General features: G+C 39.0%; 21 protein-coding genes. 9 read left to right on the forward strand and 12 right to left on the reverse strand.

What is annotated here, in order from left to right; genetic code table 11:
• The first annotated feature begins 137 nt into the window (after window positions 1-137).
• On the forward strand, window positions 138-2,375 hold the full coding sequence (locus AAH582_RS15145; protein WP_343318424.1) for a glycosyl hydrolase family 95 catalytic domain-containing protein: 2,238 nt from the start codon (window positions 138-140) through the stop codon (window positions 2,373-2,375).
• 249 nt (window positions 2,376-2,624) lie between these two features.
• On the forward strand, window positions 2,625-5,036 hold the full coding sequence (locus tag AAH582_RS15150; RefSeq protein WP_343318425.1) for a TonB-dependent siderophore receptor: 2,412 nt from the start codon (window positions 2,625-2,627) through the stop codon (window positions 5,034-5,036).
• Between the two features lie 66 nt (window positions 5,037-5,102).
• Here the strand turns inward: AAH582_RS15150 and AAH582_RS15155 are convergent, their stop codons facing one another.
• The gene (locus AAH582_RS15155; protein ID WP_046674603.1) at window positions 5,103-5,738 is read right to left on the reverse strand and encodes an NAD(P)H-dependent oxidoreductase; all 636 of its coding nucleotides are present in this window, start codon (window positions 5,736-5,738) and stop codon (window positions 5,103-5,105) included.
• A gap of 335 nt (window positions 5,739-6,073) precedes the next feature.
• On the opposite strand from AAH582_RS15155, the gene map reads away from it, so the two are divergent.
• Together map and AAH582_RS15165 are read left to right on the forward strand one after the other, a co-directional pair.
• Entirely contained in the window at window positions 6,074-6,835 is a 762-nt protein-coding gene (gene map / locus AAH582_RS15160; RefSeq protein WP_046674602.1) for a type I methionyl aminopeptidase, read from the forward strand.
• A gap of 560 nt (window positions 6,836-7,395) precedes the next feature.
• The gene (locus AAH582_RS15165; protein ID WP_343318426.1) at window positions 7,396-8,247 is read left to right on the forward strand and encodes a helix-turn-helix domain-containing protein; all 852 of its coding nucleotides are present in this window, start codon (window positions 7,396-7,398) and stop codon (window positions 8,245-8,247) included.
• An 82-nt stretch (window positions 8,248-8,329) separates the two neighbouring features.
• Here the strand turns inward: AAH582_RS15165 and AAH582_RS15170 are convergent, their stop codons facing one another.
• On the reverse strand, window positions 8,330-8,884 hold the full coding sequence (locus AAH582_RS15170) for a cysteine hydrolase family protein (protein WP_343318427.1): 555 nt from the start codon (window positions 8,882-8,884) through the stop codon (window positions 8,330-8,332).
• A 219-nt stretch (window positions 8,885-9,103) separates the two neighbouring features.
• Between AAH582_RS15170 and AAH582_RS15175 the strand changes: the two genes are divergently transcribed.
• On the forward strand, window positions 9,104-9,889 hold the full coding sequence (locus AAH582_RS15175) for an alpha/beta fold hydrolase (RefSeq protein WP_343318429.1): 786 nt from the start codon (window positions 9,104-9,106) through the stop codon (window positions 9,887-9,889).
• A gap of 76 nt (window positions 9,890-9,965) precedes the next feature.
• On the opposite strand, the gene AAH582_RS15180 is transcribed toward AAH582_RS15175, so the two are convergent.
• The 7 genes from AAH582_RS15180 to AAH582_RS15210 form a co-directional block, all read right to left on the reverse strand.
• The gene (locus tag AAH582_RS15180; RefSeq protein WP_343318431.1) at window positions 9,966-11,264 is read right to left on the reverse strand and encodes a cryptochrome/photolyase family protein; all 1,299 of its coding nucleotides are present in this window, start codon (window positions 11,262-11,264) and stop codon (window positions 9,966-9,968) included.
• Window positions 11,265-11,422: 158 nt separating this feature from the next.
• Window positions 11,423-12,478 (reverse strand): NAD(P)-dependent alcohol dehydrogenase, encoded by a 1,056-nt coding sequence (locus AAH582_RS15185; protein WP_112376208.1) that lies wholly within the window; start codon window positions 12,476-12,478, stop codon window positions 11,423-11,425.
• A gap of 304 nt (window positions 12,479-12,782) precedes the next feature.
• Window positions 12,783-13,013: a hypothetical protein gene (locus tag AAH582_RS15190; RefSeq protein WP_046674596.1), complete on the reverse strand. Its 231-nt coding sequence runs from the start codon at window positions 13,011-13,013 to the stop codon at window positions 12,783-12,785.
• 7 nt (window positions 13,014-13,020) lie between these two features.
• Window positions 13,021-13,323, reverse strand: coding sequence for a hypothetical protein (locus AAH582_RS15195; RefSeq protein WP_147282053.1), 303 nt, complete (start codon window positions 13,321-13,323; stop codon window positions 13,021-13,023).
• 140 nt (window positions 13,324-13,463) lie between these two features.
• Window positions 13,464-14,051, reverse strand: coding sequence for a TetR/AcrR family transcriptional regulator (locus tag AAH582_RS15200; protein WP_046674594.1), 588 nt, complete (start codon window positions 14,049-14,051; stop codon window positions 13,464-13,466).
• Window positions 14,052-14,083: 32 nt separating this feature from the next.
• A complete protein-coding gene (locus tag AAH582_RS15205; protein WP_046674593.1) occupies window positions 14,084-14,650 on the reverse strand; it encodes a DUF6624 domain-containing protein in 567 nt (188 codons plus the stop codon).
• A 140-nt stretch (window positions 14,651-14,790) separates the two neighbouring features.
• The gene (locus tag AAH582_RS15210; protein ID WP_115049324.1) at window positions 14,791-15,579 is read right to left on the reverse strand and encodes an AraC family transcriptional regulator; all 789 of its coding nucleotides are present in this window, start codon (window positions 15,577-15,579) and stop codon (window positions 14,791-14,793) included.
• An 88-nt stretch (window positions 15,580-15,667) separates the two neighbouring features.
• Here AAH582_RS15210 and AAH582_RS15215 point away from each other — a divergent pair, with 88 nt between their 5' ends.
• The 3 genes from AAH582_RS15215 to AAH582_RS15225 all read left to right on the forward strand — a co-directional run bounded on the left by AAH582_RS15215 (window position 15,668) and on the right by AAH582_RS15225 (window position 18,095).
• Window positions 15,668-16,723: an SDR family oxidoreductase gene (locus AAH582_RS15215; RefSeq protein ID WP_343318435.1), complete on the forward strand. Its 1,056-nt coding sequence runs from the start codon at window positions 15,668-15,670 to the stop codon at window positions 16,721-16,723.
• A gap of 140 nt (window positions 16,724-16,863) precedes the next feature.
• Window positions 16,864-17,547 carry a dihydrodipicolinate reductase C-terminal domain-containing protein gene (locus tag AAH582_RS15220; RefSeq protein WP_343318436.1) on the forward strand — a complete coding sequence of 228 codons (684 nt, stop codon included), beginning with the start codon at window positions 16,864-16,866 and terminating at the stop codon, window positions 17,545-17,547.
• Window positions 17,548-17,594: 47 nt separating this feature from the next.
• Window positions 17,595-18,095 (forward strand): hypothetical protein, encoded by a 501-nt coding sequence (locus AAH582_RS15225; protein ID WP_046674589.1) that lies wholly within the window; start codon window positions 17,595-17,597, stop codon window positions 18,093-18,095.
• A gap of 135 nt (window positions 18,096-18,230) precedes the next feature.
• On the opposite strand, the gene AAH582_RS15230 is transcribed toward AAH582_RS15225, so the two are convergent.
• Both AAH582_RS15230 and AAH582_RS15235 read right to left on the reverse strand, forming a co-directional pair.
• A complete protein-coding gene (locus tag AAH582_RS15230; protein WP_343318437.1) occupies window positions 18,231-19,370 on the reverse strand; it encodes an acyltransferase family protein in 1,140 nt (379 codons plus the stop codon).
• Between the two features lie 105 nt (window positions 19,371-19,475).
• Window positions 19,476-20,261, reverse strand: a complete 786-nt coding sequence (locus AAH582_RS15235; protein WP_343318439.1) for a hypothetical protein — start codon at window positions 20,259-20,261, stop codon at window positions 19,476-19,478.
• Between the two features lie 338 nt (window positions 20,262-20,599).
• On the opposite strand from AAH582_RS15235, the gene AAH582_RS15240 reads away from it, so the two are divergent.
• Window positions 20,600-21,802, forward strand: a complete 1,203-nt coding sequence (locus AAH582_RS15240; protein WP_343318440.1) for a transglutaminase-like domain-containing protein — start codon at window positions 20,600-20,602, stop codon at window positions 21,800-21,802.
• Between the two features lie 200 nt (window positions 21,803-22,002).
• On the opposite strand, the gene AAH582_RS15245 is transcribed toward AAH582_RS15240, so the two are convergent.
• Window positions 22,003-22,449, reverse strand: coding sequence for a GNAT family N-acetyltransferase (locus AAH582_RS15245; protein ID WP_115049334.1), 447 nt, complete (start codon window positions 22,447-22,449; stop codon window positions 22,003-22,005).
• Window positions 22,450-22,528: the final 79 nt, after the last annotated feature.

Here is a 22,528-nt window from a genome sequence, read left to right on the forward strand (position 1 = left end):
ACATCTCAATTAAATTTGCTTAAACGTGATTCCAGGATCAGGGCCATCGCTTTGCTAAAATAGTATGCAAAAAAGTAACAATAGTGTCAGTACCTCCCCATCCAGAGTTTTAAATTTACAAGCTAACCCTTTCAATTATGAAATATCTTTATTTAATACTATGCTGTTCGTTTACCCTGTTCTCTTTCGGGCAACCAACACCTGACAACAACCTCCATTTCGATCACTTGGCTTCGCGATGGGATGAAGCCATTCCCTTGGGAAATGGTCAATTGGGTGCACTGATCTGGAAAAAAGACAATACGATTCGATTTTCACTTGATCGCGCAGATCTATGGGACGAAAGAAAGGCCTTTGCAATAGAAAACCACAATTTCAATTGGGTCCAACAACAAATAAAAAACAACAGCTACGGCATTGTACAACAGTGGGGAGACGCTCCTTATGACAGATCCCCCTATCCCACCAAGCTTCCAGCAGCGTCGCTGTTTTTTGACTTGGCGAAATTTGGCACTGTCGTTTCAAACGTACTTGATCTGGAACAGGCCACCAATATTCTTAGATTTAAAGATGGTAGGATATTAAAAACCTTCATACATGCCTATAAACCATTTGGCTATTTTGAAATCACAGGAAACAATGTTAGTGACCTTTTACCTCAATTAATTCCACATCAATATGAAAATAACGCAAACAAAGACGAAAACAAAAGCGTTGTCGAAGGTCAAGATTTAGCAAGATTAGGGTATAAGCAAGGAAATATAATCCGCACCAGCAACTATGAAGTGCTGCACCAAAAAACGTATGATGATCATTTTTTTGAAGTTGTATTGAGGTGGGAAAAAATATCAGCTAAAAAGCTGATTGGTTATTGGACAATCGTCAATGATCAAAAGGCAAGCCCTTCTGCACTTTCTCTCAAAAAATACACCGAAGAAAAAGCAAGCCATTTGCAGTGGTGGTCAAACTATTGGTCCAAATCAAGTATAACCATTCCTGATAAAAATCTCGAAAAACAATATTATCTTGATATGTATAAACTCGGTGCTGTCGCAAGAGAAGGTGCTCCAGCAATTACGCTTCAGGCCGTGTGGACGGCGGATAATGGTGGTCTTCCTCCTTGGAAAGGCGACTTTCACAATGACCTTAATACACAATTAAGCTACTGGCCAGCCTATTCGGGAAATAGATTGGCCGAAGCCAAAAGCTATACGGATTGGCTCTGGAAGATCCGCAAAAAAAACAAGGACTTTACAAAGCAATATTTTGGTGTCGATGGGCTGAATGTACCCGGTGTCCTCACGTTAAATGGAGACCCTATGGGTGGATGGATTCAGTATTCTCTTTCTCCTACTATTGGTGCATGGGCGGCCCAGCATTTTTATTGGCAATGGAAATATAGCATGGATAAAACCTTTCTAAAAGAACAAGCCTATCCCTATATCATGGAATCTGCAACTTACCTTAAAAATATAACCACACTAAAAAATGAACGCCGTTACCTGCCCTTGAGCAGCAGTCCCGAATACAACGACAATAGTGTATCAGCATGGTTTGACAATTGGACTAATTTCGATCTTAGTTTAGCGCATTTTCTTTTCCAGGCTGCTACAGAGGTGAGTACAGCAATGGGCAAACCGCAAGAAGCAGAGAATTGGTTAAAATGCAAGGCGCAACTACCTCACTATGCGGCCGATGAAACTGGGCTACAAGTTGCTGTAAATCTTCCAATGAAACATTCCCACCGTCATATGTCTCCCTATATGGCAATTTATCCATTGGATTTATTAGACATCAATAATCCGCAGGAAAAAGAACTCATTGAGAGCTCCCTAAATCACATTGAAAAACTGGGTACACGTGCGTGGGTTGGTTATTCCTTTGCATGGATGGCTTGTTTACACGCGCGCGCTAAACAAGGAAAGGAAGCCGTAACCAATCTTCGAAAATTTGCGCAGAACTTTTGTTCCTCCAATTCCTTTCATTTGAATGGTGACCAAAAAGGCGGGCAATATTCAGACTTTACGTATCGACCATTTACCTTAGAAGGTAACTTTGCATTTGCACAAGGAATACACGAATTGCTCATTCAGAGCAAAAATAACTATGTAGAAGTTTTTCCGGCTTTACCTGCTGAATGGGCAACAGCATCTTTCAAAAATTTGAGAACGATGGGTGGATTTATCGTAAGCGCTGAAAAAAAAGAAGATAAAATTGTTCTGCTGAAAATAACTGCTACCGAAGACGGTAGCTTTCGAATTTTTGAACCCAAGGCACTCATGCACATCAGCACTAGGAAGCTCATACAGAGAGATAACACCATACAATATGTGAAATTAAAAAAGGGACAAACAGTCAACTTATGTAGCCTATAAAAACAATGGATTTGCCTTACCAAATTAAAAAAACACATTACACAGTACCGATACAATCAATTTAAGTCAACTGATAGCGTGCAAACAATGCAAAGAGCCCAAATCATCCAAAGCGATAATTTGGGCTCTTTGCATTGTTACATTACATTATTTAGAATGATTATAAAAAAATAACAGATAATCCTTTGAAAAATGCAATAGGACCAATAACTTTATCTCTGTTTATAATTAATCTAAATAAAACATTCAATGAATCGCATCATCATCTACCTTATGTTGCTTGTACCAGGAGCTCTACTTGCGCAAGCACAGCACAAAGCAGAAATACTGGGTAAAATTCTTTCGTCCGACGGAAAGCCCATTGAAGGGATAACCGTCAGACTACAACCGCAAAACATAACAACTTCTACACGATCTAATGGTTCATATCAATTTAAATCACTTAAGCCGGGTCAGGCAAAATTAGCCATCTCAGCCATAGGTATTCAACCACATGAGCAGGAAGTCGAAATTACGGATGGTAAAAATAGGGTTCCTGATATTTACTTAATTGAAAATCAATCGACACTGCAAGAGATCGTTATTAATGGTAAAGGAAATAACAAATTCACACGGAAACAGAGTTTATATGTTTCCAAAATGCCACTGAAAAATATGGAGAACGCACAGTCGTATGCTGTCGTTACCAAAGAGTTGCTAAAAAGTCAGGTGAATACAAATTATGATGATGCATTAGCCAACGTTTCAGGAATTGATAAGCTTTGGTCGGCGACTGGACGGCCCGGAGACGGTGTTAGTTACTACACGTTGCGCGGTTTTAGTACGCAGGCTGCCATGATTAATGGTGTAGTCGGTATTTCCAGTACAAGTCCAGACCCTGCGAATCTCGAAACAATTGAAGTGATTAAAGGGCCCTCTGGTTCATTATATGGCGGTGCGGCTGTTGGTTTCGGTGGATTAATCAATAATATCACGAAAAAACCTTTAGATACCGTGGGCGGTCGGGTAAATTATATTTTTGGAAGTTTCGCACAACATCGCCTTACGGCAGATATATATGGCCCATTAACAGCAGATAAAAAATTGCTCGGACGAATCAATACAGCATTATCCCATACAGGTACCTATCAAGACGCAGGATTTAATAAGTCGGTGTTTATTACACCTTCACTAACCTATAAACCAAACGAGAAACTGGATATCCAACTCGATGTTGAACTTTACCAAAACAAGGCTACTAATCCACTGATGGTTTTTCTCAATCGTTCACGTCAATTATTTGCCAGAACCCCCGAGGCACTCCAATTCGATTTTGATAAGTCCTATACTGCTAACGACGTCACATTCAAAAACCCAACCACCAACCTCCGCGGAAATGTAGTGTACCGGTTTAATGAGCGGTGGACGTCCAATACCACTGTAAACTGGAACAACCGGAAGGCCGATGGCTACTTTCAATATGTGATGTACCTACAAAACAGCAATGACACACTTATTAACAGATATGCTGGTAAACAAAATTATGCTGCAAAAAATATCAATGCTCAACAGAACTTTATTGGTGATTTTCATATCGGTGAGCTTCGCAATAGACTACTTGTCGGTCTGGATTATTTATACCAACAAACAGAAACACATAATTCGCCCTATGTCCTTGTAGACCAGATCAACACAGCAATAGATGATCCAGATTACTATAAATTTAATGCAGGAACCATTGACGCAGCCATAAGCGCTTCAACGGCAGCCAAAACGAACAATAGAGGTCGAAATCAAGTATTGGGAGCCTATGTTTCAAATGTATTAGATCTCACATCGCAGCTACATCTAAACCTAGCGTTGCGTATGGATTATTTTGATAATAAAGGAACCTACAACTTCGATAAAGACACAACGACTGGGACTTATCATCAGACTGCTTTCTCACCCCGTTTCGGCTTGGTTTATGAAGCTGTAAAAGGTCAGGTATCACTATTCGCCAATTATCAAAATGGATTTAAAAATGTATCTCCAGTTGTACAGCCACATCCCAGCATCTCGGGAGACTTCAAGCCCCAACAAGCCAAACAATGGGAAGCCGGAGTCAAATTAGACCTTTTAAACAACAAATTAGGCCTGACAGCAAGTTACTATGACATTTCAGTAGATAATATGCTTCGTCCTGACATAGTCACCATTGACGGACAAACCTATAATATTAGTGTACAGGACGGCACGCGCTTGAGCCGGGGAGTTGACTTTGATGTAACATTGGCCCCTATTCAAGGTCTAAACCTCATTATGAGCTATAGTTATAACAATAGTAAGATGACTAAAGCAGACAAGAATGTCAACAACCTACGTCCGACAGAAGCTGGGCCTAAACATCTTTCCAACATCTGGGCAAACTATAGCTTACAGCAAGGAAAACTAAAAGGACTAGGATTTGGTATCGGCATGAATTATGCAAGTGAAAATGTAATTACCAATAGTGTTGCAACTGGCACATTTACCCTTCCGTCTTACACACTCCTGAACGCGAGTCTATCTTATGGATTTAAACATTTTGAATTCGCCTTCAAAGCAAACAATTTAGGAAATCAAACTTATTTCAAAGGATGGACAACGGTAAACCCGCAAATGCCTAGAAATATACTTGGAAGTGTTGCCTATCAATTTTAAAAATATTTTTCTATAAAAAAGCGTTTCGACAATGGTGGAAACGCTTTTTTTAACGTGAACTACAATTTATGCGAGCTCAATCAAAAATTCCTCTTTTGGAAGTCTAAATTTTTTCAGCTTCAACAACCAATCTTGTTCTTCCATCCGATAACCCAACGGAAGCATAACAGCACTCTTCAATCCTAGCTTATCTAAACCAAGTAATTCATCCAATTCGGCATTTGAAAAACCCTCCATAGGCGTTGCATCAACGCCTAGTTCTGCTGCCTGTGCAATTGCCAAACCAAAAGCAATATAAGCTTGCTTCGCCGCATGTGCCGCTTGTTGTTCTTCTGTAAAACTTGCTAATTGGCCTTTCAGCCTATTTTTATACTCGTCAGTGGTGTCTAAAGGTAAACCTCTCAAGGTATTCATCTTGTCGAAGGTTTTATCAATGCGTTCGTCGGTGTATCTATCCCATCCTGCAAACACCAATAGATGTGAACTATCAGCCACTATTTGTTGCCCCCAAGCCACAGGCACAATTTTTTCTTTTAATTCCTGATTCGTAATCACAATTACACGGAACTGTTGAAGTCCAGAAGAGCTAGGTGCCATCCGTGCTGCCTCCAAAATCTTATCCAAGTCTTCCTGAGCGACCTTTTTTGTGGGGTCGTATTTTTTTGTGGCATAACGCCATTCTAGGGTATCCAATAAAGCCATTTTGTTCTAGTTTAAATGATCAATAGCAACTTTATAAAGTTATGTAAAGATACATAAAAAAATAAATGTCTAAACATCAAAATCAAGAACTAAGGCAATAAAATTAGGACAAAAACAGATTGTTATTTAGCACTTGCTACTAAACTTTTAAGGCTAAAATACTGTACATTTACTTCTAATCGCAAACAAATGCCTATTTTATTCAATTTTATTAGGACCTTTGTATTAGTTTGCATCGGGTATAACAAAATGACCTTGAACCATTTGTTCTCGGTGGTAATACCTTAACAAAATAGAAAACAGGGCTTACGTGCTCCACAATAAAAACATCAGCAATGTCTATAACGAATGAAACTGAGCTAACAGGCATACAAAAAGCGAGCGATGCTGTTGCCATCACCTTAAAAGCTATGATAGAACATGCTCAAGTGGGCATGTCCACGAAGGAGCTTGACGAATATGGAGCCGAAATATTAAAAAGCATGGGTGCAAAATCTGCTCCCGCTCTCACTTATGGTTTCCCAGGTTACACGTGTATCAGTATAAACAACGAATTTTGCCACGGAATACCTACGGCGGAAAGGATATTGCAAGAAGGCGATTTGATCAATATCGATGTATCTGCCGAATTAGATGGATATTGGGCTGATAATGGTTGTTCCTTTGTTATAGGAAAGGACATCTTTGAACACGAAAAATTGGTCAATGCATCGAAAGAAATTCTTCAAAAGGCAATCAATAATATTCGTGGTGGTGTGAAAATAGCGGATATTGGGCATCTAATCGAAACTGAGGCTAAAAAAAGAGGGTATAAAGTCATCAAGAACCTTGGGGGACATGGTGTAGGAAAAAGTCTGCACGAGGAGCCCGACGAACTGCTTAACTATAAAAACCGCTTCGACCAACGAAGATTTCGAAAAAATACCGTTGTTGCTATTGAAACCTTTATTTCAACGACCTCCACATACGCAACCGAACTCAACGATGGCTGGACAATGGTTGGGGACAAGGGTGGATTCATGGCACAACACGAACATACGATTCTCGTTACCGATGGCTATCCCGTTATATTAACTGCACAGAATGCAATTTACTAACCAGTCATAAGAAGATACTTAGAGGTCTTTTCGAGCAAATTATTGAAAGCTATCGAAAAGACCTATTTTCTTTAAACAAGACTCCAAACTTGTGGTATAGTACATCAACCCTTTACATCAGGATAGAGGTTGTTAAAATAATTAAGGGGCCTCTCATAACGAGAAAACCCCCAAATAATATATTTTTATGGCTAAATAATCTTTGTCAAACCCAAAGATTAATCTCACTGGATAACTGACTACAGCAGTAAAAATAGCTTATTCTTCTCAGCAAAAAAGTGATGAAAATCATTTTTCATAAAAATTTTATTCTCCTATTCAAAATTCAGCTTCACTCGTCTTCACATGCCCCTCAACTATTGTCTTTTAACTGTTTTGAAAACTATTTTGAAAAACACCAAACATTAGAAAACCTTTGTTCCAAACTCTTCGCTTCCAACCCTTAATCCTTGCTCAGCTGCCTGAATAAACATGTGGGATAAAACGCTACGATAATATTTGTATTTAGGCTGATTTAACTTATAAAGTTTAGTATTTTTGATCGATTAAAGTAATCTAGATTGAGAACAATAAAATTCCATAAGGGAGAATGCGGTGTTGACTTCTTGTTGAATGTCCTCAACGAAATAGAAACGGATTATACACATCAAGAAACTTACCATAAAGACTTTTTTGAAATTCTATTTTTCAAAAAAGCGAAAGGCAGATTGATATTGGGGCAAGAGATCCTCTCCTTGTCCGACAATTCAATTATCTTTATTTCAGCTTTTCAGAAACATACCTGGGAACTGGATCCTGAACACCTTGAGTTTACAACATTGATTTTTCAGGAAGACTTTTTGAATGATTTCTTTTCGGATAAATTATTCACATACAAACTATTATATTTCTACCAGCTTAGTTATGTACCCCAGATTATAGCAGATGACACACATATGTCAAAATTCTTAGGTCTTCTCGCCGAAATTAAACTTGAACTCATGGAAACCCAAGCAGATAGTGTCCATATTATTCGTTCTTTACTTTATTACCTATTGCAAACTTTAAACCGAAAATATGCACGCTTAAATATGCTTCCGAACCAAAAAGCGGAAAATAACTTCGCCTATCAATTCAAAGAACTTATGGAACAGTTCATTCGGGAGAAACAACGGGTAAACGAATATGCGACACTTATGGGAATAAGTAGGATTACACTAAATCAGGCCGTTAAGGCACAGTTTAATACCACAGCAGCCCACTTACTTCGACAACGGTTACTATTCGAGATTCAGGATCTGCTGATCCACTCTGACCGTTCCGTTAATCAAATTTCTTTTGACCTAAACTTTTCAGAACCCAATCATTTAATGCGTTTTTTCAAAACTCAAACTGGAAAAACCATCAGTGCATTTATTCAGGAATTCAAATAAATGTTGAATTATCTATACAAATTGTCGCTATGGAAATCGGGCCATGCAGATCGGCCTCCCCATGGCCCGATTTCCCTATAAATCAATAGAGTTCCAAGTACGTCTTGGTATCCTGAACCTGCGCATAAAAGAACGCCAAAGCAGCAAGAAAGGCATGCTGAACATCCAGTGCAGCAACTACGGAACCATTAATCTCAAGATCGCGCGTTGCACAGGCATCAGCAATTACAGTACATGAAAAACCTAAATCGACAGCGGCACGTACCGTAGCGTCGATACACATATGGGTCATCATGCCTACGACAACAAGTTTCTCGACCTTATTGCTGCGAAGATAATCCAATAATTCTGTCTCTCTAAAGCTGTTGGGAAAATGTTTACGTATTACTAGCTCGTTTGGCATTGGACTCACGCTTTCATGAATTTCGGCAGCTCTTGTGCCACCAATAAAGAATGGCATTGCTTTTGGATCTGAGGAAATATGTTGGATATGAACCACAGGTAATTTTTCTCGCCTAAATTGGTCGATCACTCTTCTGGCGTTCATCCCTGCCTTTAAGGGATCCACAAGTTCCATTCCGCCATCTTCAAAATACTCGTTTTGAATATCAATGACTATTAATGCGCTATTTCTCATCTATTATGAATTAAGTTTAATACAAAATTAAGCTGGATTTAGCGGCGATGACCTACCAATAAATCACCAAATACTACCATTTTGATAAGAGCGATAAGACGGGATGGATAGAAAGTTATGTAATGTTTTACATAATTTCGATCAAAAAATCACCAACAAAAGCTAACTTCGCTGCATATACACGTCACATACAGGTGATAAATCGTAATAATAGATATCATGGCATTGAAAGAATTACAACACAGCAAAATATATGGCTCAGATAACGGTGGCACTCCATTAATTGTCCTGCATGGGCTTTTTGGCATGGCAGACAACTGGGGATCCTTTGGTCGTAGTTTTGGCGAGAAAAGACAGGTACATCTACTCGATCTTCGTAATCACGGACGAAGTTTCCATAGTGAAGATATGTCGGTGGAAGTTATGGTAGACGATCTGCTATCCTATATTGCATCCATTGGAGCAGATAAAGTATTGCTATTGGGCCACTCTTTAGGCGGAAAAGTAGCGATGCAATTTGCTATTGACCATCCTGAAAAGATTGAAAAACTGATCATCGCTGATATAGCCCCGAAAGCTTATCCTCCACATCATGAAGACATATTCGACGCGCTATCTGCTGTAGATATTACAACGCTAGAAAACAGGAAAGATGTACAAGTAAAGATTGAACACTACTTGAGTGATCCGGGTGTTATCCAATTTTTATTGAAAAATGTATATATCAGAGAAGATCGAAAATTAGATTGGCGCTTTAATCTGGATGTTTTAAAAAATAAATATACGGAGTTTATTACTGTCGGGGTAAAATCAGGAATATTCAACGGCCCCACATTATTTCTACCAGGAGAAAAATCAAGATATATATTACCTGAAGATAAGATTAAGATCATGGAACAATTTCCAAATGCCGTATTTAAAACAATTCCTAATGCTGGTCACTGGGTTCAAGCTGAAAATCCACAGGCATTCGACGCATTCGTTGCCGAGTTTTTAGATCGATAAAAATGAGATACATTGAATGTCTACTCCGACTTGCTGGTCCTTAAAACCTCTCGTAAGATGTAGACATTCAAGACTATTATTTCAACGCCTTTGCGTAGGTCTTTATTGCACGATCACGGGCAATCTGATGGTCAACAATAGGCTCACAATAGGCTGGAGTACCTAATTCAGGAACCCATTTTTTTATATATTCCTGATTTTTATCGAACTTCTCAGCCTGTAGCGTCGGATTAAAAACCCTGAAATACGGGGCTGCGTCACAGCCACTGCCCGCGGCCCATTGCCAGTTACCATTGTTGGCCGACAGATCATAATCATTTAATTTTTGCGCAAAGTAGGCCTCTCCCCATCTCCAGTCAATCAAAAGGTGTTTACAAAGAAAACTGGCTACGACCATTCGTACGCGATTGTGCATATAACCGGAAGTATTCAATTGGCGCATACCCGCATCTACTAAAGGATATCCGGTCTGTCCTTCACACCATTGCTGGAATTCTACCTCATCGTTCCGCCATTGTATGGCGTCGTATTGCTTTCTAAAGGATTCGGTAACAACATGCGGATAGTGATAGAGAATCTGCATAAAAAATTCACGCCAGATCAATTCAGACAACCAGGTCGCATTGTGTTTTAAAGCAAAGGTAACACACCGACGTACACTGATTGTTCCAAAACGAAGTGCTATCCCCAAATGAGTAGTGCCCATTAACGCTGGATAATCGCGGGTTTTATCATAGTAATCAATGATAGTAGCATCCAGGTGTGGTTCTTTAAAGCTAAGATCGGTCTCTAAAAAACCTAAGTTCTCCAAAGAAATGATCTGCTGATGCTTTTGCTGAACGAAGGATTCCATTGCGTAGGTATAGGAACGATGGTCCTCAGGACGTAATTTCTCACGCCATTTTTTTGCATAAGGCGTATAAACCGTATATGGTGTCCCATCATTCTTTAAGATATCTGCTTTATCAAAAATAACCTGATCTTTCACAGCTTTGAAGGGAATTCCCTTAGCTTGAAAGAACTCAAAAATTTCTTTGTCCCGCGCAATTGCCATTGGCTCATAGTCCCGATTACAATAGACGCCCTGCACATCAAATTTTTCAACCAAGTTCCTGTAGATAGCGATAGGTTTACCATAGAACGTATTCAACGTTGCACCACTTTCCCCTAGTATAGTATTGATACGGGTTAAAGCCTGATGGATGTAATGAAGACGTCGATCCCTTTTATCCTGCAATTGCATCAAAATTTCCTCGTCAAATATAAATATAGGTAGTACCGGATAACCCAAAGCCAGCGCGCGAGCAAGCCCGGCATTATCATCCAGCCGTAAATCACGACGAAACCAAAACACAATAATTTTATTTTTTTCCATAAAAACGACCAATATTTACCATCATTACCCATGTTAACAATTTTAAAGGGTAAAAGGTTAACTCAACAATTAGGTAAAAATACCTCTATAAACAGACTGAACCATCAAAGGTACTTGAAATTCCCCTTGATGGTTCAGCATTGAATAATTTTATTGTGTTAGTTTTTCAAACTTGCCATGTCAATAACAAACCGGTATTTAACATCACTTTTCAATAGTCTATCATAAGCATGATTGATATCCTGCATTTTAATCAGCTCTATGTCGGATATAATATTGTGTTTACCACAAAAATCAAGCATCTCCTGTGTTTCGGCTATCCCCCCGATCATCGAACCTGAAAAACTCTTACGTGTTGGAATCAGGCTAAAAGGAGCCACAGGAAGTGGATGCTCCGGAGCACCAACAAGAGTCAGGGAACCATCTCGTTTCAATAAACTTAAATAGGCATTGATGTCATGCTGTGCCGAAACACAATCTAAAATGAAATGTAAAGTTCCCGCATGCGCTTTCATTTGTTCTGCATCAGTTGACAAGATCACTTCATCGGCACCTAAACGTTTGGCGTCATCCACTTTAGACGCAGACGTTGTAATGACAACAACTTGTGCTCCCATTGCTTTCGCTATTTTTACCCCCATGTGTCCCAAGCCGCCGATACCTACGATACCTACTTTTTTTCCTGGTCCCACATTCCAATGCCTCAAAGGTGAATAAGTGGTAATTCCAGCACATAATAAAGGCGCTGTTGCTGCAAGATCCAAATTTTCAGGAATGTGGAGCACAAAATCCTGGTCTACTACAACGCGTTCGGAATAACCGCCGAATGTCTGTTTATTAAGGTGCTTATCGTGTCCATTGTAGGTTTGAATATTTCCATTTTCACAATATTGTTCCAGTCCTTCCTTACAACTTTCACATTCGCGACAACTATCTACCATACAGCCTACACCAGCCAAATCGCCGACTTTAAACTTGGTTACCGCTGAGCCAACTTGAGTAATTCGCCCCACAATTTCATGGCCGGGTACATTCGGATAAACGGTCCCACCCCATTCGTTTCGCGCTGTATGTAAATCCGAATGGCAAACTCCACAAAATAAGATATCAATCTCGACATCTTTCTCCGTCACTTCGCGACGTTCAATATCCATCTGTTTTAGATCGGCCGTTGGTGCACTTGTTCCAAAAGCTCTAATTGAAAATGTACTCATACTTGATAAAATTGTTGTTTTCTGTTTTAAATGACTGCATAAAATTCCTATGTACAACACAGATTCCATCCGCACGATAAAATTAACCAATGGATGGAAAAAATGTTTTGAAGAAACGATAACAAAAGTAAAAAGCAACTTTCAGAATTATGTTGCCATAAAGCTCAAGTTGCTGTTTCTTTACGGCTCATCGCATCATGCTTGAACATCTGTGATAAGCTAAGCTTTGTAAACCGCACGGGTTCGTCAGGATTTTCTACCTGTTCAAACGAACTAATCAGCATCTTCTACCTGTACAGACGGATTAATCAGTATCTTCTACCTGTACAAATTGCATTGCCAACCCCTGTTTCTGGCAGATGTTCAGAATAGAAAATTCCAATCGGGTACTAATCCGCAGGACAAGCAAAAATTGCTGATCATCCAACAATAAATCAATATTTTTTATCTCCGGGAAACTCTGATAGAGAAAATGATAAATCTCGCTGGCTTTCCACTTCAGCTTACGAGATAAAGAATAAACAACTTTATACATATTTAGATTATTTCAAAATTTTAACGGCAATTTGTTGTAATTGGTGGTTCAAAAAAGGCATCTGTTTCAGTTCCTCAAAATCTCGGGCTAGTCGAACCCTTTTATTTTCATTTTCCAGCGCAAGAGCTAGGCTATCCAAGCGCTCCACATCATTGTGTATCAACAAATAACAATCGATATCGGGATCCAGTACCCCCATCATTTCAGGGCGGATCGTTTCCTCTGTCTCCACCATGACCAAAACGCATCTTTCTGATGCAAAGCTATCCACCGACTTGCCTACTTTCGCATTTAACACCATAGTTGTCATCCTGTTTATTGTCTGTATAAAAAGAATCGATCAATCAAAATAGACATATTTTGTATTTTTGTCGAAACCACCTCCTAAAAAAAGAACGATATACGTCCCTACTATTTACAATAACTTATTCTCGTTATCCTGTCGAATGGCTAGCGCAGCCCCTTAACACATATACTTGTCAACCAGGAAAGCCTCGCTTCAAAATCCGGAAAACGATCAAAAAGTAAAACTTCCTGCTCAAAACAACGTGATGTTGTCACTAACATTTCCGATAAAAACAGGATATCCTTTTCCTCCAAGGCCTGAATTTCTTCTTTCCTAACGGCTAATTCAATCATTTCACGAATCAGCTTAATCTCGTCATCCAGCATGTATCGTGTTTTTGAAACCATCAAGGCTGGGTCGGATTTCATATCTTCGAATGCGAGATGAAAGCGTTTCGTAATTAAATTAATCTGACGTAGTTTTGCTTGTAAAAAACCAACTAAATTATCTTCCAGTGAAGCTTCCCTGTTATAAGTTCTACTCGCGACCTCAAACACTTGCTGACATAAGTACTCCGCAATCGCATCAAAGACATCCATCTTACTGGTAAAATAGTAATACAACGTGCTCCGCCCCTTTCCACAAGCTTTTGAAATATCCTGCATGGAAACCCTTGCAAATCCATAGGTTTCAAACACTTTCATGGATGATAAGATAATTTCCTCTTTAATATTTTCTTGTTGACCTGTCATTACTCGACAAATCTACAAAAAATGTCGAAAAATCAATTCACCCAGCCAACTTTTTTTCGCCACTCATTGTAGGTGTCGTTCTCCTGATCCAGAAATGGAATTCGCTCCACATCTTCAATTTTATTCATTTCTTTAGGATTAAGGGGTAAAAGGTTCATTGTGCTCCTTAAGCTGTTTATTGCATTTTTATCTTCCACGGGATAAATACTGCCACAGCTGCTTAACTGTGTCCCATAACGTTGCGGCTTACTTTTGAAAACCTGAATTCGATCGTGCAAATAAGCCAGGTTTGCGAGATTGATGTCCATGATATTATCAAGAAGCAACTGATAACAATCTTGCATAAATTGAGGTTCTCCTATCGCATGCTGAACAATCAGCCAAGCTGAATTGCTAGCTGCTTCGCCGACTTTTGAAATAGTTGGATAACCTATTTCGGCAATGATTTCACGTAATCTTTTTGCATTCCGTCGGTGAATGGTTTCCATCTCCACATGATATCCACCATGAAGCTCTCCCCTCTGCAATAACTTTTCCCGCATTGATTCGTCGTCCTGCGCTAATCGGATAATCTCTTCCGCAATATTTCTATATAACATCTCAATTTTCTAAAATTTTTAATACGTATTTTACTTCTCTAAATCCTTTCCGACTCGGCCGGTAACCTATTACATTCATAAGCTATTTTGCTCAACTATTGCTAGATTACATTTGATTTGAATACATCGACGGAAATACACTACGTTTTATGTATAATCTTATTCAGGTGACTTACATCAGTCAGCCCAAATTCAGCGACAATTTCCTTTAAGGTAACTCTTCCTGTTGCTATTCTTTGACGTATTAATGTATTGCGGTAGTTTTGAATATATTCGCGTAAGGTAATTCCTGCCTGACGTTTAAAGTAAATACCGAGATAATCGTTGGCAATGTTAAAATGCTCCGCCATTATTTGTATCCGTAAACGATTTGGATCGTAAATATTTTTATGGATATAACAAAACATGGCCTGCAGGTCACGGCTTTTAAAACTATTGCTACGCAATTCGGGCATATTCCGCTGCAAAACATGTACAACACTGAATAATTGGAACCAAATAAGCTCCTGATTTCCAATTTGATCTTTTCTTAATAAGAGAAGGGTATCAAAGATCAGTGTTATTATCGCATTATCTTCTCCAACTAATTGAAACCCCATCTGATGAGTTTCTCTACTTTTTATAAGATATTCCAGCTGTTGTATAGCGGACGTAGAACCCGAACTGTTACGACCAAGGTAGGCGTCGGTGAACTTAAGATATACAAAATGGGTGAGTTGTTCGATTTCAAAATAATGTTGGTCATCTGGCCCTAGTAGAAAGATCGACCCTGCTTTGTAAGGAAATGAATGCCCATTAACGATATGTCGCCCTGTCCCCTCACGAATAAAAATGAACTCGTAATGATTGTGATTGTGTTCCGGATGAGTCCATTCAAGCATCTTAAACCCTGAAATAAGCACCGGTTCAAACTGACGATAACGTTTCATTTCAGAAATATACCTAATTATATTGGATTTTTACATTAAAACCCACTAAGCTTCCAACTAACTTTGGCCCTATAAGTAATATAGAAAGATGAAGACTAGAAAAAACACCGCTTTAGTTGTTGGCGCCAATGGCGTTATTGGCAACAATCTCATAGACTATCTTGAAAAGATGGAGGAATGGGAAATTATAGGTTTATCACGACGAGCAAATGCCGATCGGACTAACGTTCGTTTTATCGCTGTAGATTTATTGGATATAGCCGATTGTCTCAAAAAGCTAGGCAACTTGGATACCGTAACCCATATTTACTACGTTGCTTATCAGGATAGACCGACCTGGGCCGAGCTAGTGGAGCCCAATATGAAAATGCTAAGCAATGTTTTGACCGCAGTGGAACCGGTAGCAAGTGATCTTCAGCACATCAGCTTAATGCAAGGGTATAAAGTATATGGTGCTCATCTGGGCCCTTTCAAGACACCAGCCAAAGAATCAGATGCCGGACATATGCCGCCGGAATTCAATACCAGCCAACAGCAATACCTCGAACAATTGCAAAAGGGTAAGAAATGGACTTGGTCAGCGATGCGTCCGTCAGTTGTTGGTGGAACGGCCCCCAATAATCCCATGAATCTAGCGATGCTCATTGCTGTATATGCATCTATCTCAAAAGAACTCGGTATTCCACTTCGATTTCCAGGAAAAATTGGCGCTTTTCAGACATTGATGGAAATGACCGATGCAACACTATTAGCCAAAGCAACGGTATGGGCCTCGACCAATCCACAAGCGGCCAATCAAGCCTTCAACATTAACAACGGCGATCTCTTCCGCTGGAAGGAACTATGGCCCAAATTAGCGGCCTATTTTGATATGGAAAGCGCTGACCCTATTCCGCTATCACTCAACACAATGATGGCAGATAAGGAGCCTATATGGCAAAAATTAAAAGAAAAGCATTTATTAAGCTATAGCTATGATCAAGTTTCAGCTTGGCCTTTTGGCGATTTTGTATTTTCTTGGGATTATGATTTTTTTGCCGATGGCACAAAGGCAAGGCGTCTCGGCTTTCATGAATTTATTGACACCGAACAAATGTTTTATCAGCTCTTTGACGAAATGCGCAAAAAAAGAATAATTCCATAATAGCAAAGATTAAATTTTACCGTCTATTTTTGTAACTTACCCGGCTCAAGCATAACCTTTACTTCATTGCAATTTCATCCGGTATCATTTTATCGTTTCATAGTCAAAAGGATAGCGGATGTTTTGATAAAACAAACAATATGAATACAAAAAAAGCCTTTGTAGTTGGATCAGGAAAACTGGCAAACGCGATACTGGAAGCCGATTATTCCATCCCCAATGTAGAAATTCTACCTTGGCAGCCATCCATTACAACGTCGTCGCCATCGATCATTATACATGCCGGATCGGGTTGGGAGTTGCAAGATTGTCTTGATTTTTGTGCACGTACGGATTCGGTATTCATTGAATTGTCTACAGGGCTAGAGACCGAAAAGCTCGAGACAGCGTTTCCACTTGTCATTTGCCCAAATACCTCCATACTTTTGCTAAAAACACTCCATATGCTTCAACAATTTGGTCATAATTTCAAAGACTACGAAATATCTATTATGGAGTCTCATCAGTCCTCCAAGCTTACTGAACCAGGTACAGCTTATCATATAGCCAATTCTTTACATGTTGCTCATGAACGCATTATCTCTATTCGCGATGCAAAAACGCAAGCTTATAAAATCCATATTCCCATTGCCTACTTAGAAAAGCATGCCTACCATCAGATTGTGATCAAAGATAAAAATGATGAAATTAAAATTGAGACCAAGGTCCTCGGACATGATTCTTATTCCAATGGTGTCAAAAAAATCCTTGAAGCATGTGTCAACAATAAATTAGCCAATAGAAGGCATACTGTGTTGGATTTGGTAGCTATGGGGCTACTTTAGTTAAACTTTCAATTTAGAAAGGAGCTTTCTACACAACGTCTAAAAATATGGGATTTGGAGTATTTATCTTTATACCGTTGCTGATAATTCTGCTGTTATGCGGGGTTATCACAAAAAGACGATTCTTCGGGTATGCAATTTTATCTCTGATCGGTGGCGCAATTATACTTTTTTCTTTGTCTCAATTTTTTCAATGGATCACGAGCCCAAAAATCCTAAAAAAAGAAGATTATTATGGTACCTACCACATAAAGCGTGACCTGTTCCCAGGAAAACAAGCTGACTGGCAATATAATAGCTACAATTTTGTCATAAAGGATAACGATTCGATTTATTTCAACGTCGTAAGTGAGGGTAAAGTATCCAAAGTTTACAAAGGCAAGATCGAAACAGTCTGTCCTTACCAATCCGCACGCTTAAAACTGTGGATGGACTTCCCCACTCATCATATTCTTGCTTCGGATCCAACGGTATACCGAAGCCCTTTAGGCTTCTATTTGGTATTTTATTCGTCGAAATATAACAACGTTTTTTTTGAAAAAGACTGACATTGAAGCGTTATTTAACATGACAAGATATTTTCTCTATGTACAGATCACTGTCCTAGGTAACATGCATAAAAAAACACCAAAAAATGGTGTTTTCTTATTTTATAATAAATAATAGGATTAGTTTGCTAGCATCTATTTCCCTTTTGATCTTAGAAATCGTTTTGACAAATATTGCCGTACGGGTATATCGTATAACTTCAAACAGCCATATGCAAGCACAATACTTCCGATCACAACAGCCGCTGCTCCGGGCAAGGACTCTTCAAAACTCAGATTTTCATTCTTAACCCAAGCATAGTATAGATAGATAAAGGGATAATGTACCATATACAAAGGATAGGATATATCGCCTAAAAACTTGCAAAGCCAACTTGTAATACCGCTTTCTCCCTTGCCAGATGCTCCTAAAACAACAAGCAAAGGGAAAACAACAACACAACATAACGTGTCGTACAGACCATTCATCCATAAATGCTCGGCCCCACCAATGCGCGGCATGGCCAAAAGTGGCACTAGGATCAAACTACAAATCCAAAATGCGCCCTTGATCTGTAAAGACTTAAATACTCTAGATAAGAATAAGCCAGCTGTAAATGAAAACAAAAGACGAAGTGAACCCGCCGTAAATTCCGTTTCTGTGAGTGAAAAACCAGCACAGATATCTCCCAAAGGTCCCAATATCGCAAAGGCCGCCAACCCTATCCCGAATAAAGCAACGAGCCCAGCCAATACTTTGGTTGAAAATCTACGAATAATCAATGCATACAGAATATTACCGATGTATTCGAAAAACAACGACCAGCTCGGCCCATTTAATGGAAACATCTCCCCAAGCCCTCTCACTTCTTGTCCTGGAATGGCAGGAATCAACAAGGCATTCAAAAGGGTCGCGATCGCCAGCGAAGAAAATGTCACCTTAGTCACATCCCAAACAGAACATCCCTGAAAATAAAACATGACTGCTCCAATGATCGCACCCATTACAACCATCGGATGTAAACGTATTATCCGACGCTTGATAAATTCTTTTATTGTCATTGTCTTCCAACGATCGTCATAAGCATAGCCCACGACAAAACCTGAAAGCATAAAGAAAAAGTCAACGGCCAAATAACCGTGATTAATACGCTGGTCTAAATGGCTCGTCGCAAAGGCTTCAAAAATATGAAAGCAAACAACAGTTATAGCTGCTACACCGCGTAACCCGTCAAGTACTGCATAATGTGGTTTGGTATCTGCATAAACGGAAGTCGGTATTTGAGTATCGGACATAAAAACAAAACGATTTGATTGATTTTTTTACAAGGACGTAAATATAAACAAAATCGTCCATGCAGATTTGTAACAAGTTTACCGGTGCCCCATTTTTAAAGGCTGTTAATTAACACTGGGAATATAATCCGGTAAGTAAACCTGCTCTTTTTGCATATTTTGGATGTAAATTTTAGAATAAATTTCCAAACGGATATCGGCGATGTCTGTAGTAGTCGGTTTGTCGTCTTCATCTTCTCCAAATGAAAAAATCTGTTCTTCCCTTCTATTTTTTTTATGCAAAAAATAGTAAAAGTCTTTATTTTCCCAACCTTTTATATCACTTCCCGCATCATCTTGAACCTTCAATTTTGTAAACGTCTTCTGTAGATAGTTGTAAATATTTTGAAAATCATCTTTATTTTTTGAAGTCTTCAGTGCATATAGATAAGCAAATTCACCATTTTTATCCTCTGCCACTGTCAACGCTGGAAAAGGAACTCCGTTTAATATGGCTATGGTGTCCTTATCTTCATTGTAAGAAACCGTGGTGTAACGATAACCGAAATCTCTGACCGGCTTTAATTTTCGTGTTCCCCAGACTGCAGTAGACTCGATATAAAATGGTGTTGGCAAACTCCCTTCTGAATTAAAAACAGCAAGCGTATCCTTTTTAAATATGGCGGTTTCAAAAACTACTTTCAACTCTTTCTTATCCATACTTTTAACGTCCGCATGCAGCAACTCTTCGCTCCTTTTTATCTTGGGGCCATAAAATTTGGATGCATTAAAGGTTCTATCCAATTTTTCAAGTATCACCCTGTCTGGATCTTGCGATTGACAGGAATACAGGATACCCGATAAAAGGATCAGACAGCATACACTATAATATAGAAAATGAAACGGCTTCATCGGAATTGTCATTTAAATTATTTTTTGGGTTATGATCTTTACTTTGCCATAAAGATCTTCAAACTAAAATAAATTTGTACTCATTTGCAAATGAAATTATGCGGGATTAGATCCTGTGAACTTATAAGGCGTGTAGCGAGATCTAAAAGGACATCGTTCGTGGTCGCTTGCTATTTGGGAGTCCTTCTGCTCAAATTCAGAAACATCACTAAATAAATTGGGCTTCCAAGCTACTAGTCAGACTATAAAACGTATTCTTGCATATAAAAATCAATTTATCTATGTTTGAAATATACAAATTGTGTTAATTTAAATAGATCAAGAACAAGCAAGCTCATATGATGTTCAAAAAGGTATTTTCTTTCGTTTTCTGCTGTTTGTCTACAGCCATTTTTTTCAACGTATCTGCACAAGATTTCAAGCTTTCCTCGTTGCCAAGTCAGTATCAAAAACCGGTCAAAAATGCACTAAAAGCTGCCGGTATGAATCGCACTGAATTAGAGAAAGTACTAGCGAATCTACCCAAAGAAATGCGTGAAGGAGCGGCTTTTCTCATAGCTTATATGCCCAAGAATGATTTAACGACTATTAAGAGTGATCATCTTATCCATAATATTGAAAAGGCTTACCATGCAAGATCAACGTTTTCCTGGGCAAAGGAAATTCCAGATTCAATTTTTCTAAATGAGGTATTGCCCTATCGGGTATTTTCTGAAGATCTCGACGATTGGCGTGGTGACTTCTACGATCGTTTCTCAAAATATGTGACAAATAGCAAAACGATAAAAGATGCCATTGTAGCCATAAATAAGAATATCAGAGATGAAGTGAAAGTCGATTACAATACGCAACGAAAAAAAGCAGATCAAAATCCATCTGAATCGATAAGCCAAGGAATGGCTTCTTGTACCGGATTATCCATTTTATTGATCGACGCATTGCGATCAGTAGGTATACCGGCTCGGATTGCGGGAACGCCAAACTGGCATGACAACCGTGGTAACCACAGTTGGGTCGAGGTGTGGATTAATGGTAAATGGTATTTTACTGAATATTATCCGGACAAAGACCTGAATTACAGCTGGTTTTTAGCAGACGCGGGTAAAGCCGATCCGAATAGCAAGGAACATTCTATTTATGCGGCTTCCTACAAACCGGCAGCTACCTCATTCCCGGCGTGGAGTGAAACAGAAGTGTATGCCGATAATGTTTCTCAGCGCTATATTGATCTATTCAATCAGCAATATAGCCAACAATTGAAGGACAAATCTTACACCCGTCTAAACGTAACCATGTATCTCAGTAAGGATCAATGTCAACCGGAAGGAAGAACAAAATGCAATGTAGATATCTTCCAAGGAAATGATCAAATTGGCGGAGGCTCGACTGCTACTAAACTGCAGGATGCGAATGATCATTTAACATTTATCGTGAAAAAAAATCAGTCTTATACATTGAGGTACAGCAATAAAAGTGGGCCTACCGAAAAGAAAGTAACTGTAAACGATGAGCCTTTAAATGTGATATTATACTTCAATTAATGTAGATTATTATTTCGTAAATTGAAATTATGAAAAATATTTTTGACAAAACAGTGGGTGATGAAGTGATAGCACGGATTCAAAATCTTAATCCAGGCAGCAGTGCCCAATGGGGTAAAATGACTGTCGATGCCGTCTAATTAATCTCAGTTGCCAATTGGATCGCCAGGCGCTGGAGTGCACTGACGATCCAATTAAAGTTATCGCCACCAATGATAATAGTTATGCATGCCGTCGTATTCAAATCCACACCTCGGATAAAGACTATTACCGATAACATTTGTTTTCTCGGTCTCAAGCATCAGACCACAAGCTCCAGTCTCTTCACACCAAGCTTTACTTCGATCTATAAGCCGAACCGAAAGACCTTTACTCCGATGATCAGGATGCACAAATAGATCACTCAACAACCACTGCCGCTGCAATTTAGTATAATGAAACAATTTATAAAGCTGAACAAAACCAACAGCATGTTCGCCCTGAATTGCCAAAAAGATTTCTGACTCTCCGTTCAAAAATCGCTCCCTCAAAAATTCTTTGGCTTTTTCCAAATCCGATTCCTGTCTGTAGAAAATTCGATAAAGATTGAATAACGCTGCTGCTTGATCAAGATCCTCAAGACTTGCCTTTCTAATGTTATAATTCATTTCATTAAATAGTTTGATTTATAGTGCAAATGTATCCTAACTCTTTCGTATCAACCTCATCCAGATAGCAGATGTACAG

The organism is Sphingobacterium multivorum, from assembly GCF_039511225.1.
Taxonomy (GTDB): Bacteria; Bacteroidota; Bacteroidia; order Sphingobacteriales; family Sphingobacteriaceae; genus Sphingobacterium.

Excerpts from the sequence above, each read along its gene's own strand:
- AAH582_RS15145 (WP_343318424.1), top strand. The coding sequence starts at position 138 with ATGAAATATCTTTATTTAATACTATGCTGTTCGTTTACCCTGTTCTCT.
- AAH582_RS15150 (WP_343318425.1), top strand. The coding sequence starts at position 2,625 with ATGAATCGCATCATCATCTACCTTATGTTGCTTGTACCAGGAGCTCTA.
- AAH582_RS15155 (WP_046674603.1), bottom strand. The coding sequence starts at position 5,738 with ATGGCTTTATTGGATACCCTAGAATGGCGTTATGCCACAAAAAAATAC.
- map (WP_046674602.1), top strand. The coding sequence starts at position 6,074 with ATGTCTATAACGAATGAAACTGAGCTAACAGGCATACAAAAAGCGAGC.
- AAH582_RS15170 (WP_343318427.1), bottom strand. The coding sequence starts at position 8,884 with ATGAGAAATAGCGCATTAATAGTCATTGATATTCAAAACGAGTATTTT.
- AAH582_RS15175 (WP_343318429.1), top strand. The coding sequence starts at position 9,104 with ATGGCATTGAAAGAATTACAACACAGCAAAATATATGGCTCAGATAAC.
- AAH582_RS15180 (WP_343318431.1), bottom strand. The coding sequence starts at position 11,264 with ATGGAAAAAAATAAAATTATTGTGTTTTGGTTTCGTCGTGATTTACGG.
- AAH582_RS15185 (WP_112376208.1), bottom strand. The coding sequence starts at position 12,478 with ATGAGTACATTTTCAATTAGAGCTTTTGGAACAAGTGCACCAACGGCC.
- AAH582_RS15190 (WP_046674596.1), bottom strand. The coding sequence starts at position 13,013 with ATGTATAAAGTTGTTTATTCTTTATCTCGTAAGCTGAAGTGGAAAGCC.
- AAH582_RS15195 (WP_147282053.1), bottom strand. The coding sequence starts at position 13,323 with ATGACAACTATGGTGTTAAATGCGAAAGTAGGCAAGTCGGTGGATAGC.
- AAH582_RS15200 (WP_046674594.1), bottom strand. The coding sequence starts at position 14,051 with ATGACAGGTCAACAAGAAAATATTAAAGAGGAAATTATCTTATCATCC.
- AAH582_RS15205 (WP_046674593.1), bottom strand. The coding sequence starts at position 14,650 with ATGTTATATAGAAATATTGCGGAAGAGATTATCCGATTAGCGCAGGAC.
- AAH582_RS15210 (WP_115049324.1), bottom strand. The coding sequence starts at position 15,579 with ATGAAACGTTATCGTCAGTTTGAACCGGTGCTTATTTCAGGGTTTAAG.
- AAH582_RS15215 (WP_343318435.1), top strand. The coding sequence starts at position 15,668 with ATGAAGACTAGAAAAAACACCGCTTTAGTTGTTGGCGCCAATGGCGTT.
- AAH582_RS15220 (WP_343318436.1), top strand. The coding sequence starts at position 16,864 with ATGAATACAAAAAAAGCCTTTGTAGTTGGATCAGGAAAACTGGCAAAC.
- AAH582_RS15225 (WP_046674589.1), top strand. The coding sequence starts at position 17,595 with ATGGGATTTGGAGTATTTATCTTTATACCGTTGCTGATAATTCTGCTG.
- AAH582_RS15230 (WP_343318437.1), bottom strand. The coding sequence starts at position 19,370 with ATGTCCGATACTCAAATACCGACTTCCGTTTATGCAGATACCAAACCA.
- AAH582_RS15235 (WP_343318439.1), bottom strand. The coding sequence starts at position 20,261 with ATGAAGCCGTTTCATTTTCTATATTATAGTGTATGCTGTCTGATCCTT.
- AAH582_RS15240 (WP_343318440.1), top strand. The coding sequence starts at position 20,600 with ATGATGTTCAAAAAGGTATTTTCTTTCGTTTTCTGCTGTTTGTCTACA.
- AAH582_RS15245 (WP_115049334.1), bottom strand. The coding sequence starts at position 22,449 with ATGAATTATAACATTAGAAAGGCAAGTCTTGAGGATCTTGATCAAGCA.